Raw genomic sequence first — 14,329 nt, 5'->3', positions numbered from 1 at the left:
GTATTGGGGAGGTAACCGTAGCGGCGGACGGTGGTTCCGGCCAGCGGCGGCGGCTTCACCCCTCCACCATGCTTCGCCTCCGGCTCGCATGATCCCCCTCCCCAGCTTCGCTGGAGAGGTGAGGCTGGAATTCGCCTCTCCACCCAGTGGGGAGGTGGCGCGGCGCGGCTTCGCGCCGTGACGGAGGGTTAAAGCCCCCCCGCCGCCTTCAGCGCCAAGAAGTCCTCCGGCAACGGCGCCTCGACGGTGACGTAGCCGCCGGACGGGTGCGGGAAGACCAGCTTCGACGCGTGGAGCATCAGCCTCGGCGCCGCGCGGCCGGCGAAGGTCAGCGCGCCGCCGTAGCGGACGTCGCCCACCATCGGACGGCCGATGGAGGCCATATGGACGCGCAGCTGGTGCATCCTGCCGGTGGCGGGGTCCAGCTCGACCAGAGCCCCCTCCTCCGACGACGACAGGGTGCGATAACGGCTCAGCGCCGCCTGGGCGCCCGGCGTGTCGGCGGTGACGGCGCGGGTGTAGCTTTCACGCCCGATCTCCTGCCGCATCAGGGGGGTGTCGATGGTCCCGGCGCGCGGCTCGGGCGCCGCCGACAGCAGGGCCTGATAGGTCTTCCTGAACCGCCGCGCCTGCAACGCCTTGCCGAGGAAACCGGCGGCGGGCTTGGTCCGCGCTGCGATGATGACCCCGGAAGTGTCGCGGTCCAGTCGGTGCACCAGTTCGGGCCGCTTGCCGTTCGAGCGCATGAAGGCCCACAGCAGGTCGTCCAGCGTATGCGCCTGAATCCGCCCGCCCTGACTGGACAGGCCCGACGGCTTGTTGAAGGCCAGCACATGCTCGTCCTCGTGGATCACCCACGAGCGGACGGCGGCGATCTCTTCAGGCGTCAGTTCGGCCGGCGCGCGGGTGCTCACGACGCGGCCTTGGGCGCGAAGCGGATGCGGCCGGCGCGGACCAGCAGCCCGCAGATGACGCCGACGATCAGGCCGGCGAACGGCGCCGCGAACAGGGTGGCCAGAAGGATGCGGTGGGCGCCGATGACGTCGCCGCCCGCCTCGGTCTCGAGGAAGACGGACAGGCGGGCGTTCAGATGAACCGCCCAGCACATCAGGATGAAGCCCAGACCGGCGCCCATCAGCGGCCGTCCCCGCGCCTGCGGAGCCACCATCAGGATGATGGCCGCGCCGCACAGGACCAGCGCCACGATCTCGACCAGCGGCGCCGAGCCCGGATTGAGCCGATAGCCCAGCAGCCACTGGATCAGCACCCCCACCCCGATCAGGCAGGCGGCGGCGAGGGTCAGGGTGCGGCGGGGAGCGACGATCTGCATGCCCGACCGCTTAGCACGATCCGCACCCGACCCAAGCCGTTCCTGTCAGCGCAGAACGCCCTTCTTCGCCATGCTCCAGGCGTACCAGAGCAGGAAGGCGGCGATGGCGAGGATGACGAACGGCATCCACTGCATCATCTCCATGCCCGGCGGCGGCGGAGGCGGCGCATCGATGAACTTGCCGTAGATCAGGCTCACCAGCGCGCCGAGGAACGACAGGGCGAAGGCGTGCACCGCCCATCTGCGCCGGACCAGCAGCAGGATCGTGCCGATCACCGCGCCCCAGACGCCAAGCACCCACGGGACATACATCCAGGTCGGCATGGCGTTGAAATAGTCGATCATCGGCTGATCGAAGCCGGACTCGCGGAAATAGGCCTCGCCCCGCGTGGTGGTGCTGATGAAGTCAAAGGCGCCGAAGCCGTTCCACAGCAGAGACAGCACCCCGACCACCCAAAGGTGCCAGGGCGTGCGGACAGTCATCGTGTTGGTATCAGTCATGGTCCCCTCCCAAGGTCATGTGATGGAGGGACGATGCGCCCGAAACAACGTTACGGCAACGCCTCACACCCGCCTGCTATCGTCATCCCGGCGATAGCCGGGACCCAGCGGCGCGCGGGAGCGCGAAGCTGTCGGGAGCACAGCTGCTTTAACGTTCGAGGCCAGTGTTTCGCCGCCGTCGCGGCGCCGCTGGGTCCCGGGGTTCGCTACGCGCCCCGGGACGACGATAGCGGCAGAAGTGCTACTGTCCCGACTTCCGCGCCCGCAACTCGGCCCAGCGTTTCAGCCGTTCCCTGACCTTGGCTTCGTGCCCCTCGCCCTTGGGCTTGTAGAAGGTGCGGCGCTCCATCCCCTCGGGGAAGAAGTCAGCGCCCGAAAAGCCGTCCTCGGTGTCGGGATCGTACTGATAACCCTCGCCGTAGCCGAGCGACTTCATCAGCTTGGTCGGCGCGTTGCGAATGTGGGCGGGCGGCATCAGGGAGCCGGTTTCGGCCGCCGCGCGCCTGGCCGCCTTGTAGGCCTCGTACACCCCGACCGACTTGGGCGCGGTGGCGAGGTGGACCACCGCCTGCGCCAACGCCAGCTCGCCCTCGGGGCTGCCGAGGAAGTCGTAGGTGTCCTTGGCCGCATTGGCGACGAGGATGGACAGGGGGTCGGCCTGACCGATGTCCTCGACCGCCATCCGCACGATCCGGCGGGCCAGATACAGCGGATCCTCGCCCCCGTTCAGCATCCGCGCCAGCCAGTAGAGGGCCGCATCCGGGTCCGACCCGCGAACCGATTTATGCAGCGCGGATATGAGGTTGTAGTGCTCTTCTCGACTCTTGTCGTAAGCAGGCGCGCGCTTCTGGAGGATGCCCGCCAACGCCTGCACGTCCAGAGGCTCGGTCGCCGTCAGATCGAACAGCACCTCCGACATGGTCAGCAGGTAACGCCCGTCGCCGTCGGCCAGAGCCAGCAGGGCGTGGCGGGATTCCGGCGTCAGGGGCAGGCTTTTGCCCTCCATCGCCTCGGCCCTGATCAACAGTTGATCCAGCGCCGCGTCGTCCAGCCGCTTCAGCACATAGACCTGCGAGCGCGACAGCAGGGCCCCGTTCAGCTCGAACGACGGGTTCTCGGTCGTGGCCCCCACGAGGGTGACGATCCCCTCCTCCACGAACGGCAGGAAGCCGTCCTGCTGGGCGCGGTTGAAGCGGTGGATTTCGTCGACGAAGAGCAGGGTCGACTGACCGGCGGCGCGGCGCATCCGCGCCTGCTCGAACGCCTTCTTCAGATCGGCCACGCCCGAGAAGACGGCGCTGATCTGCTGGTACTGATAGCCCGCCGCCCTGGCCAGCAGGCGGGCGATGGTGGTCTTGCCCGTGCCGGGCGGTCCCCACAGGATCATCGAGCCCAGACGGCCCGCCTCGATCATCCGCCGGATCGGCCCGCCCTCCCCCAGCAGGTGGTCCTGCCCGACCACCTCCTCTAGCGTCTGCGGCCGCAGGCGGTCGGCCAGCGGAGCGTCGGGGGGATGGATGCCGGAGGCTTCGAACAGATCGGTCATTGCCCGTCACAGATAGGCGTAACCGCGCGGGTTTTCACGCGTTACTGTGCCCAGGGTCCGAGGAGAACGAGATGGCCGACGACAACAAGCCCATGGGCCCGATCACCGGCGTCTCGCCTCACCTGACCATCCCCTCGCGCGGCGGACAGGCGGCCATCGAATTCTATCAGCGCGCCTTCGGAGCCGAGGAGGTGCGCCGCATGCCCGCCGAGGACGGCGAGCGGCTGATGCACGCCCACCTGCTGATCAACGGCGCCAGCGTGCTGCTGGCCGACGAGTTTCCCGAGTTCAACGGCCAACAGGATATCGTGCCGACCGGCGTGGTCCTGCATCTTCAGGTCGACGACGCCGACGAGTGGTGGAACCGCGCCATTCTGGCCGGCGGCGTGCCGCTGTATCCCTTGGAAGACCAGTTCTGGGGCGACCGCTACGGCCAGTTGAAGGATCCGTTCGGCCACACCTGGTCGATCGGATCCCCCATCCGGAAATAGGCGATCAGCGCATCACGCCGGTGATGGTCCGGCCGCGGCGATTGATGCTGACCTCGGCCCCGCGCCCGACATTGGCCAGTTGGCCCACGCTGGTCACCGGACGGCCGTTGACGGCCACGACCACGTCGCCGCCCTGGAAACCGGCGCGGTTGGCGTAGCTGCCGCGCTGCACCCCGCCGATGATGACCCCGCTGGAGAACGGATCGCCGCCCAGCGCATCCGCCAGCGCCGGGTTCAGGGCCAGGACCCGGGCGCCGGACAGGGCGCCGGTCTGGATGGTGGTGGCCTTGTCGACATCCGGATCGCCCGGAAGGCTGCTGATGCGGACGTTGACCGTCTGACGGCGGCCGTCACGCAGATAGGTGACCTCCACCGTCTCGTTGGGGTCATGCAGGCCGACGCGGAAATTGAGCCCGCCCTGATCGTTGATCTCGGCGCCGTCGACGGCGGTGATCAGGTCGCCTTCGCGCAGGCCCGCACGGTCGCCCGGCCCGTTGTTCCAGACCTGGGTGATGACGATGCCCTGCGGCCGTTCGAGGCCGAGGCTGCGGGCGATGTCGGCGCTGACCGTCTCGCCCTTCACGCCCAACCAGGGGCGCACGACGATGGTGGCGCCGCCGACGGCGTTGTCGACCACCCTTTTCACCATCGAGGCCGGGATGGCGAAGCCGACGCCGGACGAGGTGCCCGAGCGCGAGAAGATGGCCGAGTTGATGCCGATCAGGTCGCCGTCCATGTCGACCAGCGCCCCGCCCGAGTTGCCGGGATTGATGGCCGCATCGGTCTGGATGAAGGAGCCGCTGTCGGAAATGTTCGTCTCGGTCCGGTTGAGGGCCGAGATGATGCCGTTGGTCACGGTCTGGCCGACGCCGAACGGATTGCCGATGGCCAGCACCAGATCGCCGACCTGCTGTTCCTCGCGGTCGTCGATGTTGAGGGTCGGCAGGCGCTCGTTGACGCCCTGCAGCTGAAGCACCGCCAGATCGGAGCGCTCATCGCCCAGAACCACACGGGCGTCGAACTCGCGCCGGTCGTTCAGGATGACGCGGATCGAACTCATGCCGTTGACGACGTGGTAGTTGGTCACCACGACCCCGTTCTCACGCACGATGACGCCCGAGCCGACCGAGCCGGTCTCCCGCTGTCCCGGCATGCCGAAGAAGGGATCGCGGACCTGCTGCACGCCGCGGGCGGAGATGTTGACCACGGCCGGGGCGGCGGTGCGGACAACCGGCGCGAAGCTGGACTTCATCGCCATGGCGTGGCCGGGCACGACCCGGTTGTCGGAGAAGACGCCGTCCTGCGCCTTGGAGTTCGAGGGTTGTCCGCAGGCGGCGAGCGTGAGGGCGAGTGCGATCGCGAGAGAGCCGGTCTTCATCATCATCCGTAAGGCAAAGGCGGGAGAGACGTTCCCATACGGCTACGGATTTCGGGCCGGATCAAGGCGACGCGATCAGGCGCCCGACGCCTCGGCCCGGGACGCCTGCCGTCCCACGACCCAGCCGATCACCGCCGCCAGCAGCAGCACGCCCGCCGCGACGTAGAAGGCCAGTCCCGGATCATAAAGGCCGCCGACCAGAAGGCGCGAGGCCGGCCCCTGCCCCGCCCAGCCCTCGATCCAGCGCGCCACGCTCTGGAACTGGCCGCCGGTCGAATGGGTGTAGAGCCAGCCGAAGAACAGGGGCGAAAGCACGCCCGCGATGGCCCCGACGCTGTTGTTCGCGCCCTGAAGCTGGCCCTGCTCATCCTCGCCGACGCGGCGGGTCATCAGGGCCTGAATCGTCGGCATGGCCAAGCCCCACAGGGCGTTGGGCAGCATGGCGGCGATGAAGGCCCAGCCGGTCGGCGCCCAGCCCATCAGGGCGATGCCGACGGTGCCGCCGATAAGGCCCAGCACCAGCGTCCTGCGCTCGCCGAAGCGTTTGGAGACCGGCCCCACCAGCAGGCCCTGAACGATCATGTCCAGCACGCCCACGAGCGCCAGCAGCATCCCGACCTGCAACGGGCCCCAGCCGTAGCGCAGGCCCGCGTACAGCACGAACACCGCCGAGAAGACGTGGTGGGCGAAGTAGAGCAGGAAGTTCACGACCGCGAGGCCGCTGAGCTCCGCATGGCGTTTCAGCAGGATCAGGGCGCCGACGGGGTTCGCCCGCTTCCAGCTGAACGGCATCCGCTTCTCCGGCGCCAGGCTCTCGGGCAGGACGAACAGGCCGTACAGGAAGGCCACGCCCGACAGGACGGCGGCGAACCAGAAGGGGGCGCGCGGCCCCAGCTCGCCCAGGAAGCCGCCCAGCACCGGCCCCAGTACGAAGCCGCCCGAGAAGGCCGCGCCGATCAGCCCATAGGCCTTGGCCCGCTTCTCCGGCGCGGTGATGTCGGCCATGTAGGCGAAGACGGTGGTGAAGCTGGACGAAGTGATCCCGGCGATGATCCGCCCGACCGCCAGCCACCACAGGTTCGGCGCCAGCGCCATCAGCACATAGTCCAGCGCCAGACCGGCGCAGCTGATCAGGATGACCGGACGGCGGCCGTACTTGTCCGACAGCGAGCCGATGATGGGCGAGCAGATGAACTGCATCCCCGCCCAGAGGGCCACGAAGACACCGTTGATCCAGCCCGCCTGGGCGTTTGACCCGACGAACTCCTCGATCAGGTGTGGCAGCACGGGGATGATGATCCCCATGGCGATGATGTCGAGCACCGCCGTCACCAGAATGAAGGCGATGGCCGCGCGGCGGACTTTCAGATCATTCAGGGCGTTCATCGACGGCGGTTCTAGCCCGCCGGGCGTCAGCGCGCCATCGCCGGCAGGGTGTCCTCGGGCCGTCCGTCGACGGCGGGGCCGGTGACGCCCAGCAGCCGGACCAGCAGGGGCTCGACGTCGATGCTGTCCATCTCGGTCAGGCGCACGCCCGATGCGAAAGCCGGGCCGTGGGCGATGAACAGGGCGCGCATCTCGGGTGCCTGGTTGTCGAAGCCGTGCCCCCCGCCCCGGATCCGCGCCGGATCGACGCGCCCGCGCAGGCCAACGGTCCAACCGGTCTGCACCAGACAGACGATGGCCGGGATGCGCGGGTGGGTTCCATAGGCCAGACGCGCGGGGATGTCGCCCTTGCGCCAGCACTCCATGTGCGGCTTCACGCCCAGCAGGGCCGCCTCGACCTCGGCCTCGCGGCCCGGGACAGGATCCAGCGACACGACCGCCCCCCAAGCCGTCACATTGACCGCCGCCGGGTCGATCAGGTCATCGAGGAAGGCCACTCGCTCGCCCGACAGGGCCGCCATGCCGTGATCGGCCACGATGACCAGATCGGCGTCGAGGTTCAGCTTCTCCAGTCCCTCGACCAGAGCCTTGATCGCGGTGTCGACGTCAGCGACGGCTTGCAGGGTTTCCGGCGCGTCCGGGCCGAACGTGTGTCCCTGGGTGTCGACGATGTCGAAATACAGGGTCGAGATGGCCGGGCGTTCCTCCGGAGGCAGGCTCATCCAGCCCAGCAGAATGTTGACCCGCGACAGCGACGGCACGCCTTTCTCATAGGGGACCCAGTAGTCCGGGCGCACGCCGCGCACCGGCGCTTCCGAGCCCGGCCAGAACATGGCGGCGCTGCGCAGGCCCGCCTTGTGAGCCGTCACCCAGATCGGCTCGCCGGCGTCGTACCAGACCCGGTCCATCACCTCGGTCCGGTTGCCCAGGGAGAACCGGCGTCCCGGCAGGTCCGGATCGTTCATGGTGTTGTAGACCAGACCGTGGTGGTCGGGATGCAGGCCGGTCACCAGCGTATAGAAGTTCGGGAAGGTCACGCTGGGCCAGGACGGGCGCATGCCGTCCACGGTCTGCACGCCCTCGGCGGCCAGTCGCGACAGGGTCGGGGTCCGCGCCGGGTCCAGATAATCGGCCCGGAAGCCGTCGATGCCGATCAGGATCACCGGCCGTTCGCGCTGCACCGCCGGAGCCGGGGCCGGAGCCGGGGCCTGCGCCTCCGCGGTCGTCGGGGCCATCGCCAGAGCCGATACGGCGGCGACGGTCAGAAACAGGGCGCGAAGGAACATGGCGGACTCCGTACAGAAGCCGGCTGCCTAGTCGGTCTCGGCGACAGGCGCACGACGACCGGACGTCGCGGTTGCAAAAGCTTAATGCGAAGCGCCTTGCCAGCGGACCCGACACACGTTCAACCTGCGCTTTATGAGCGCTGTTATCGAAACTCGCGGCCTGACCAAGATCTATGGCGACGTGCGCGCCCTGGACGGGCTTGATCTGACCATTCCCAAGGGCGGGGTCTATGGCGTGCTGGGGCCGAACGGGGCGGGCAAGTCCACCCTGTTCCGCATCCTGCTGGGCCTGATCCGTCCGACGGACGGATCCGCGACCGTCATGGGCGGCGCCATCGGCGATCCGGCCGCCATGCGCCGCATGGGCTCGATGATCGAGACCCCGCGCTTCCCGCCCTACATGACCGCCCGGATGGTGCTGCGCTGGCTGGCTCTGGAGCATGGGACGGCCAGGGACGCCGACATCCCCTACTGGCTGGAGCGCGTCGGCCTGACCCGGGCGGCGGACCGTAAGGTGCGCGGCTTCTCGGTCGGCATGATGCAGCGTCTCGGCATCGCCGCCTCGCTGATGACCCGGCCCGATCTGGTCATTCTGGATGAACCGACCAGCGGCATGGACCCGCCCGGCATTCAGGAGATGCGCGGCCTGATCCGCTCGCTCGCCGCCGACGACGGCGTGACCGTCATTCTGGCCAGCCACCAGCTCAGCGAGGTCCAGCGTATCTGCGACCGCGTGGCGATCATGAACAAGGGCAAGCTGGTGCTGGAGGGCGCGGTCAGCGACCTGACCGCGGCCGGCGGCGAACGCCTGCGCCTTATCGGCACGCCTGTCGAGAAGGTGCTGGGCGCCCTCAGCGTCCGCGCCACCCGCGACGGCGAGGCCGTGCTGGCCGAGATCAAGCGCCCGGACGCCCCGGCCCTGATCCGGGCCCTGGTCGAACAGGGCGTCGACATTCACGAAGCCAAATGGGTCGGCGCCGACCTTGAAAGCATCTTCTTCACCGAGACGGGCGCCGTGCAGGAGGCCGACGATGCTCGTTGATGCGCTGAAAGCCGAGAGCTACCGCTTCTCCCTGAACCGGGTGCTGGTCTTCATCTCCGTCCTGCTGACGCCCCTGCTGTTCGCGATCGGCGGCGTGCTGTTCCACTGGGTCAGCAAGATCAACGGCGACAAGGCCGCCCAGGCCGCCAAACTGAACGTCGCCGCCCCGAGCGAGGCGGTGAATCTGGGCGATGTCTTCGGCTTCGCCGCCGCCGGCTGCGCCAACGGCTTTGTGCTGATCTGCGTGCTGATCGCCGCCGCCACCCTCTACGCCGGGGACTATCGCTGGGAGACCTGGCGACTGATCAGCGCCCGCAATGACCGCACATCCCTGCTCCTGGCCAAGGTCGGGGTGGTCAAGCTGATCGCCATCATCAGCAGCCTGTTCTTCCTCGCGGCCAGCCTGATCTTCTTCCTCGCCCAGGCCATGGTCTATCAGCGCGGGCTGAGCTTCTCGGTCCCGGCGGGCGACATCGGCGGCATCGCCCTGACCTGGCTGCTGTCCTATGTCCGCATCGTCCAGTTCACCCTGATCGGCCTGCTGGCGGCGGTGATGACGCGTTCCCTGCTGGCCGCCCTGATCGTGCCGTGGGCGCTGGGCTTCATCCAGAGCCTGGCCGGTCAGCTCGGCCCGGCGCTGTTCGGCATGGATCCCGGCGGCTGGACGCTGCAACTGCTGCTCCCGGGGCTGGCCTATGACACGCTGAAGGCCGCCGTCGAAGGCCCTCTGGACGCGCCCCTGACCGGGGCGGTGGTGTGGAAGGCCCTGACCGGTCTGACCCTGTGGACCATCCTCCCCCTCGCCGGCGCCCTGGCGTGGTTCAGGAAGCAGGACCTGTCGAAGGAGTAGCGGTCAGAACCGCTTCTCCATCCACGTATCCGCCCGCGCATAGGGGCTGGGGCGTGGCGGCAGGTCGGTGAAGCCGAAGCGGCGGTACAGGGCGATGGCGTGGGTCTGGGCCCTGTTGGTCTCGAGATACAGGCGCGGGGCTCCGGCGGCGCGTGCGGTGGCCTCGCAGGCCTCCAGCAGTCGATACCCGAGGTTCAGCCCGCGCGCCGCCGCCAGCACGGCCATCTTGCCGACCTCATAGCCGCCGTCATCCATCGCCATCAGCGAGCAGCAGCCGACCGGCGCCCCGTCCCGCTCGGCGATGAAGATGTGGCCGCCCTTGCTCAGGATCGCGCCCTCCGGATCGCCCAGCACCAGCTGGTCCTTGGCTTCCAGCGCATAGCCGCCCGCCACCAGCCAGTCCTCGTTCAGCGACCGCCAAGCGGAAGCGTGGTCGGGCCGGTACGGCGCGATGATGATGACAGGGTCAGGTGTCGGCATGGGCCCTCCGGAGCCTCCATCTGGGGAGGCGAGCCCGACAGCGGAAGACCACGAACGAGAAAGGGGCGGCAGGCTTTCGCCCGCCGCCCCTTCTTTGCCCCAACGAACGAAGCTTAGGCTTCGTCGTCGCCCTCGATCTCATAGACCGGACCCGAGTCCTGGCCCTTGGCGTCGACGTCGCGGTCGACGAACTCGATCACGGCCATGGCGGCGTTGTCGCCGTGGCGGAAGCCGGCCTTCATGATGCGGATGTAGCCGCCGTTACGTTCGGCGTAACGCGGGCCGATCGTTTCAAACAGCTTGCCGACTTGCGGCACGTCACGGACCTGGCTGATGGCCTGACGACGAGCGTGCAGGTCGCCCTTCTTGGCGAGGGTGACCAGCTTCTCGACGAAGGGACGCAGTTCCTTCGCCTTCGGCAGGGTGGTCGTGATCTGCTCGTGCTTGATCAGCGAAGCAGCCATGTTGGCGAACATGGCCTGGCGGTGGCTGACCGTACGGCCGAGCTTGCGATAGGCGGCGCCGTGGCGCATCGGGGTCTCTCCTACTCAACCCTGGTATCCACGCTACGTGTGGACCTGGGGCTCTATCATTCTAACCGCTCCGCGATCCCCGAAAGGGTCATGGGCGGAGGGTTGAAACTAGATCTGGTCGTCGAACTTCTTGGCCAGGTCTTCGATGTTTTCGGGCGGCCAGTTCGGCACATCCATGCCGAGGCTGAGGCCCATCGTCGCGAGAACTTCCTTGATCTCGTTCAGCGACTTGCGGCCGAAGTTCGGGGTGCGAAGCATTTCGCCCTCGGTCTTCTGAATCAGGTCGCCGATGTAGACGATGTTGTCGTTCTTCAGGCAGTTGGCCGAACGGACCGACAGCTCCAGCTCGTCCACCTTCTTCAGCAGAGCCGGGTTGAAGGGCAGGTCGGGCTTGCCGTCCGACTGCTCAACAGCCTTCTTCGGCTCGTCGAAGGTGATGAAGATCTGCAGCTGGTCTTGCAGGATGCGCGAGGCGTAGGCCACAGCGTCAACCGGCGAGACGGCGCCGTTGGTTTCGACTTCCAGCACCAGCTTGTCGTAGTCCAGCGACTGGCCCTGACGGGTCGGCTCGACGCGATAGGCGACGCGCTTGACCGGCGAGTACAGGGCGTCGACGGCGATCAGGCCGATCGGGGCGTCTTCCGGACGGTTGAACTCTGAAGCTACATAGCCCTTGCCGTTCTGGACGGTCAGTTCCATGCGGATCGAAGCGCCGTCATCCAGGGTGCAGATGACGTGATCCGGGTTCAGCACCTCGATGTCCGCAGGGACTTCGATCTGGCCGGCCGTGACGACACCGGGGCCCGTGGCGCGCAGGGTCATGCGCTTCGGACCTTCGGCGTGCATGCGCAGCGCCAGTTGCTTGATGTTCAGCACGATATCGACGACGTCTTCCCGCACGCCTTCCAGCGACGAGAATTCGTGGACGACGCCGTCGATTTGAATCGCGGTCACCGCGGCGCCTTGCAGCGACGACAGGAGAACGCGACGCAGGGCATTGCCGAGCGTCACGCCGAAACCGCGTTCCAGGGGCTCAGCGACCAGGCGCGCCTTGCGCTGGGGGTCGGAGCTCGCCTCGATCTGCGGCTTCTCGGGACGGATCAGCTCTTGCCAGTTTCGTTCGATCATGGATGTCCCTCGAGTCGGAGTTCGCCGCTCCCCGCCTCGTCAGGCGTATGGGGAGCGACGGAGAATAGAGTCGGCGGCGGTTCGCTTAGACGCGGCGGCGCTTGGGCGGACGGCAGCCGTTGTGCGGCATCGGGGTGACGTCGCGGATGGTCGTGATGGTCATGCCCACGGCCTGCAGGGCGCGCAGGGCCGACTCGCGGCCGGAACCCGGACCCGAGACGTTGACTTCCAGCGTCTTCACGCCGTGCTCTGCCGCCTTCTTGCCGGCGTCTTCAGCAGCCATCTGGGCGGCGTAGGGGGTCGACTTGCGCGAACCCTTGAAGCCCATGTGACCGGCCGACGACCAGGAAATCGCGTTCCCTTGCGCGTCGGTGATGGTCACCATCGTGTTGTTGAACGACGCATTCACGTGAGCGACGCCCGAGGTGATGTTCTTGCGCTCGCGCTTCTTAACGCGACCCGGTTCCTTGGCCATGTGTCAGCTCTTACTTCTTCTTGCCGGCGATCGGCTTGGCGGGACCCTTGCGGGTGCGGGCGTTGGTGTGGGTGCGCTGGCCGCGGACCGGCAGGCCCTTGCGGTGACGCAGGCCGCGGTAGCAGGCCAGATCCATCAGACGCTTGATGTTCATCGACGTCTCACGACGCAGGTCGCCCTCGACGGTGTGGTCGCGGTCGATCGTTTCGCGGATCGACAGGACTTCAGCGTCCGTCAGCTGGTTCACGCGGCGGGCGGGCTCGATGCCCACCTTGGCGGCGATATCCTTGGCGGCGGCGGGGCCGATGCCATGGATGTACTGAAGCGCGATTTCAACGCGCTTGTTGGTCGGGATGTTGACGCCAGCAATACGGGCCACGAAGCTCTCCAGATACGCGTGTGCGGACGCAATAAACGCTCCGGTCAACAGACCAGGAGCGTGCGCGCCCTTCGCGGAAGCGGGCCTTATACAGGGGATTCAGTTTCCGTCAACAGGTCGCGAACGCCGTATCGGCACTTCGGTCCGTCAACCGCTCAGGGCCAGATCACCCCGATGGTGATACGGCCGCCCGGGATCGGGCGACCGGAGGCCGTCATCGGCGGGCGGACGCGGAAGCGGGTTTCGGCGACGCGCACGGCGACCGGACCGAATCCCTGCCCGGCGGGCCGCTCCCTGACGACCCGGCAGCCGGTCAGGCGCTCCTCCAGCGTGATCTCGCAGCTGACGGTGATGTCCACGTTGCGGGCGCGACCGCGCAACTCGCGCGGCGTGTCCTGAAAAATCTCTCGCCCGTTGGCGCCGCGCAGGATCAGGGCGCCGGAGCCCGAGCCGGGACCGTCGCCGTCCCCGAGGCCGGTTCCCCGTCCCTCCCCCTCCCCGCCCGGACCGAATCCCGGCTCCGGAGAGGCGGTGGGAGCCACGCCGACCGTGATCGCGGGCTCCGGGGCCTGAACGACCGGCGCGGGCGGGCTGTCCGGCGGAGGAGCGGGCGCCGGGGGCGGCGTATGGATGCGCGACGGAGCGGCGGGCGCCCCTCCCCCGGCCACGGGCGAGGGGTTCGGCGGCGGCGGTGGAGGTGGCGGCGGCACGGGCGGCCGGAACAGCACCACCTCCAACGCCGGAGGCGGCGGGACGACCGCACCGCCGGGCGCGCCTGCGCCGATCACGGCGAAGACAGCCAGATGCGCCGCCACGATGCCGACGGCGAAGCCGGCGCTGCGCCACCGGCGACGGTTCAGGATGGAATGTCCCGTGCTCACGCGCTTCCCATGTCACACCGGACATGAACGCGGGCTGTCGGGGGGAAGGTCCGCCCGCCGGGTCGGCGGGCGGAAACCGGTTCAGTTCAGGGCGGCGTCGATGTCGGCCGAGACGGCCTCGATGGAGTCCATGCCGTTGACCTCGGTCAGCAGGCCCTTGTCCGCATAGTAGGGCAGCAGAGGCGCCGTGTTGCGGTTGTAGGCGTCCAGACGGACCTTGAAGCTGTCGGGGTTGTCGTCCGGACGGCCCTGGTCGGAGAACCGCTTGGCCACGCGGGCCAGCAGGGCCTCATCGTCCACCTTCAGGCGCACGACGTGGTCGATTTTCTTGCCCAGCTTGGCCAGCATGGCGTCCAGCGCCTCGGCCTGGGCCAGGGTGCGCGGGAAGCCGTCGAAGATGGCGCCGCCAGCGTCTTCCGCCGCCTTCAGCTGGGCTTCGATCAGGGCGATCACGACCGCGTCGGGAACCAGATCCCCGCGCGACATGATGGCCTGACACTCCTTGCCCAACTCAGAGCCCGAAGCGATCGCCTCGCGCAGCATGTCGCCGGTCGAGAGCTGGATCATGCCCCGGGTCTCGACCAGACGCTTGGCCTGGGTGCCCTTGCCGGCCGCGGGCGGCCCAAACAGGATCAGGTTCATC

The 14,329-nt window shown here is 68.2% G+C and carries 17 protein-coding genes; 3 read left to right on the top strand and 14 right to left on the bottom strand.

Annotation, left to right across the window (positions count from 1 at the left end; genetic code table 11):
- Window positions 1-188: 188 nt before the first annotated feature.
- The 4 genes from FKQ52_RS05725 to FKQ52_RS05710 form a co-directional block, all read right to left on the bottom strand.
- Window positions 189-914: an RluA family pseudouridine synthase gene (locus FKQ52_RS05725; protein ID WP_141626287.1), complete on the bottom strand. Its 726-nt coding sequence runs from the start codon at window positions 912-914 to the stop codon at window positions 189-191.
- Window positions 911-1,330, bottom strand: coding sequence for a hypothetical protein (locus FKQ52_RS05720; protein WP_141626286.1), 420 nt, complete (start codon window positions 1,328-1,330; stop codon window positions 911-913). The genes FKQ52_RS05725 and FKQ52_RS05720 overlap by 4 nt, the downstream gene beginning before the upstream one ends.
- A 45-nt stretch (window positions 1,331-1,375) precedes the next feature.
- Window positions 1,376-1,831, bottom strand: coding sequence for a hypothetical protein (locus tag FKQ52_RS05715; protein ID WP_141626285.1), 456 nt, complete (start codon window positions 1,829-1,831; stop codon window positions 1,376-1,378).
- A 241-nt stretch (window positions 1,832-2,072) separates the two neighbouring features.
- Window positions 2,073-3,377 carry a replication-associated recombination protein A gene (locus tag FKQ52_RS05710; RefSeq protein WP_141626284.1) on the bottom strand — a complete coding sequence of 435 codons (1,305 nt, stop codon included), beginning with the start codon at window positions 3,375-3,377 and terminating at the stop codon, window positions 2,073-2,075.
- 71 nt (window positions 3,378-3,448) lie between these two features.
- Here FKQ52_RS05710 and FKQ52_RS05705 point away from each other — a divergent pair, with 71 nt between their 5' ends.
- Window positions 3,449-3,868: a VOC family protein gene (locus tag FKQ52_RS05705; RefSeq protein WP_141626283.1), complete on the top strand. Its 420-nt coding sequence runs from the start codon at window positions 3,449-3,451 to the stop codon at window positions 3,866-3,868.
- A 4-nt stretch (window positions 3,869-3,872) separates the two neighbouring features.
- Here the strand turns inward: FKQ52_RS05705 and FKQ52_RS05700 are convergent, their stop codons facing one another.
- From FKQ52_RS05700 to FKQ52_RS05690, 3 genes are all read right to left on the bottom strand, one after another.
- Window positions 3,873-5,246, bottom strand: a complete 1,374-nt coding sequence (locus tag FKQ52_RS05700; protein ID WP_141628250.1) for a trypsin-like peptidase domain-containing protein — start codon at window positions 5,244-5,246, stop codon at window positions 3,873-3,875.
- 75 nt (window positions 5,247-5,321) lie between these two features.
- Window positions 5,322-6,632, bottom strand: a complete 1,311-nt coding sequence (locus tag FKQ52_RS05695) for a TCR/Tet family MFS transporter (protein ID WP_141626282.1) — start codon at window positions 6,630-6,632, stop codon at window positions 5,322-5,324.
- A gap of 26 nt (window positions 6,633-6,658) precedes the next feature.
- The gene (locus FKQ52_RS05690) at window positions 6,659-7,918 is read right to left on the bottom strand and encodes an ectonucleotide pyrophosphatase/phosphodiesterase (protein ID WP_141626281.1); all 1,260 of its coding nucleotides are present in this window, start codon (window positions 7,916-7,918) and stop codon (window positions 6,659-6,661) included.
- Between the two features lie 133 nt (window positions 7,919-8,051).
- Between FKQ52_RS05690 and FKQ52_RS05685 the strand changes: the two genes are divergently transcribed.
- Both FKQ52_RS05685 and FKQ52_RS05680 read left to right on the top strand, forming a co-directional pair.
- Window positions 8,052-8,960, top strand: coding sequence for an ABC transporter ATP-binding protein (locus FKQ52_RS05685; protein ID WP_141626280.1), 909 nt, complete (start codon window positions 8,052-8,054; stop codon window positions 8,958-8,960).
- On the top strand, window positions 8,950-9,810 hold the full coding sequence (locus tag FKQ52_RS05680) for a hypothetical protein (protein ID WP_141626279.1): 861 nt from the start codon (window positions 8,950-8,952) through the stop codon (window positions 9,808-9,810). Before FKQ52_RS05685 ends, FKQ52_RS05680 begins: the two co-directional genes overlap by 11 nt.
- Window positions 9,811-9,813: 3 nt before the next feature.
- On the opposite strand, the gene FKQ52_RS05675 is transcribed toward FKQ52_RS05680, so the two are convergent.
- The 7 genes from FKQ52_RS05675 to FKQ52_RS05645 form a co-directional block, all read right to left on the bottom strand.
- A complete protein-coding gene (locus FKQ52_RS05675; protein ID WP_141626278.1) occupies window positions 9,814-10,290 on the bottom strand; it encodes a GNAT family N-acetyltransferase in 477 nt (158 codons plus the stop codon).
- A gap of 113 nt (window positions 10,291-10,403) precedes the next feature.
- Window positions 10,404-10,823 carry a 50S ribosomal protein L17 gene (gene rplQ / locus FKQ52_RS05670; protein WP_141626277.1) on the bottom strand — a complete coding sequence of 140 codons (420 nt, stop codon included), beginning with the start codon at window positions 10,821-10,823 and terminating at the stop codon, window positions 10,404-10,406.
- A 108-nt stretch (window positions 10,824-10,931) separates the two neighbouring features.
- Complete coding sequence (locus FKQ52_RS05665) at window positions 10,932-11,951, bottom strand: DNA-directed RNA polymerase subunit alpha (protein ID WP_141626276.1); 1,020 nt, start codon at window positions 11,949-11,951, stop codon at window positions 10,932-10,934.
- A gap of 85 nt (window positions 11,952-12,036) precedes the next feature.
- Window positions 12,037-12,426, bottom strand: coding sequence for a 30S ribosomal protein S11 (gene rpsK / locus FKQ52_RS05660; protein ID WP_141626275.1), 390 nt, complete (start codon window positions 12,424-12,426; stop codon window positions 12,037-12,039).
- A gap of 10 nt (window positions 12,427-12,436) precedes the next feature.
- Complete coding sequence (rpsM, locus tag FKQ52_RS05655; protein WP_141626274.1) at window positions 12,437-12,805, bottom strand: 30S ribosomal protein S13; 369 nt, start codon at window positions 12,803-12,805, stop codon at window positions 12,437-12,439.
- Window positions 12,806-12,960: 155 nt separating this feature from the next.
- On the bottom strand, window positions 12,961-13,686 hold the full coding sequence (locus FKQ52_RS16825) for an energy transducer TonB (protein WP_141626273.1): 726 nt from the start codon (window positions 13,684-13,686) through the stop codon (window positions 12,961-12,963).
- 81 nt (window positions 13,687-13,767) lie between these two features.
- Window positions 13,768-14,328, bottom strand: coding sequence for an adenylate kinase (locus FKQ52_RS05645; RefSeq protein ID WP_141626272.1), 561 nt, complete (start codon window positions 14,326-14,328; stop codon window positions 13,768-13,770).
- Between the last annotated feature and the right edge of the window lies 1 nt (window position 14,329).

The sequence above is a fragment of the Brevundimonas sp. M20 genome, assembly GCF_006547065.1.
GTDB lineage: Bacteria > Pseudomonadota > Alphaproteobacteria > Caulobacterales > Caulobacteraceae > Brevundimonas.
The sequence above is the reverse complement of the archived record's forward strand: the minus strand, read 5'-3'. Positions and strand labels throughout refer to the sequence as shown.

Excerpts from the sequence above, each read along its gene's own strand:
- FKQ52_RS05720 (WP_141626286.1), bottom strand. The coding sequence starts at position 1,330 with ATGCAGATCGTCGCTCCCCGCCGCACCCTGACCCTCGCCGCCGCCTGC.
- FKQ52_RS05715 (WP_141626285.1), bottom strand. The coding sequence starts at position 1,831 with ATGACTGATACCAACACGATGACTGTCCGCACGCCCTGGCACCTTTGG.
- FKQ52_RS05710 (WP_141626284.1), bottom strand. The coding sequence starts at position 3,377 with ATGACCGATCTGTTCGAAGCCTCCGGCATCCATCCCCCCGACGCTCCG.
- FKQ52_RS05705 (WP_141626283.1), top strand. The coding sequence starts at position 3,449 with ATGGCCGACGACAACAAGCCCATGGGCCCGATCACCGGCGTCTCGCCT.
- FKQ52_RS05700 (WP_141628250.1), bottom strand. The coding sequence starts at position 5,246 with ATGAAGACCGGCTCTCTCGCGATCGCACTCGCCCTCACGCTCGCCGCC.
- FKQ52_RS05695 (WP_141626282.1), bottom strand. The coding sequence starts at position 6,632 with ATGAACGCCCTGAATGATCTGAAAGTCCGCCGCGCGGCCATCGCCTTC.
- FKQ52_RS05690 (WP_141626281.1), bottom strand. The coding sequence starts at position 7,918 with ATGTTCCTTCGCGCCCTGTTTCTGACCGTCGCCGCCGTATCGGCTCTG.
- FKQ52_RS05685 (WP_141626280.1), top strand. The coding sequence starts at position 8,052 with ATGAGCGCTGTTATCGAAACTCGCGGCCTGACCAAGATCTATGGCGAC.
- FKQ52_RS05680 (WP_141626279.1), top strand. The coding sequence starts at position 8,950 with ATGCTCGTTGATGCGCTGAAAGCCGAGAGCTACCGCTTCTCCCTGAAC.
- FKQ52_RS05675 (WP_141626278.1), bottom strand. The coding sequence starts at position 10,290 with ATGCCGACACCTGACCCTGTCATCATCATCGCGCCGTACCGGCCCGAC.
- rplQ (WP_141626277.1), bottom strand. The coding sequence starts at position 10,823 with ATGCGCCACGGCGCCGCCTATCGCAAGCTCGGCCGTACGGTCAGCCAC.
- FKQ52_RS05665 (WP_141626276.1), bottom strand. The coding sequence starts at position 11,951 with ATGATCGAACGAAACTGGCAAGAGCTGATCCGTCCCGAGAAGCCGCAG.
- rpsK (WP_141626275.1), bottom strand. The coding sequence starts at position 12,426 with ATGGCCAAGGAACCGGGTCGCGTTAAGAAGCGCGAGCGCAAGAACATC.
- FKQ52_RS05645 (WP_141626272.1), bottom strand. The coding sequence starts at position 14,328 with ATGAACCTGATCCTGTTTGGGCCGCCCGCGGCCGGCAAGGGCACCCAG.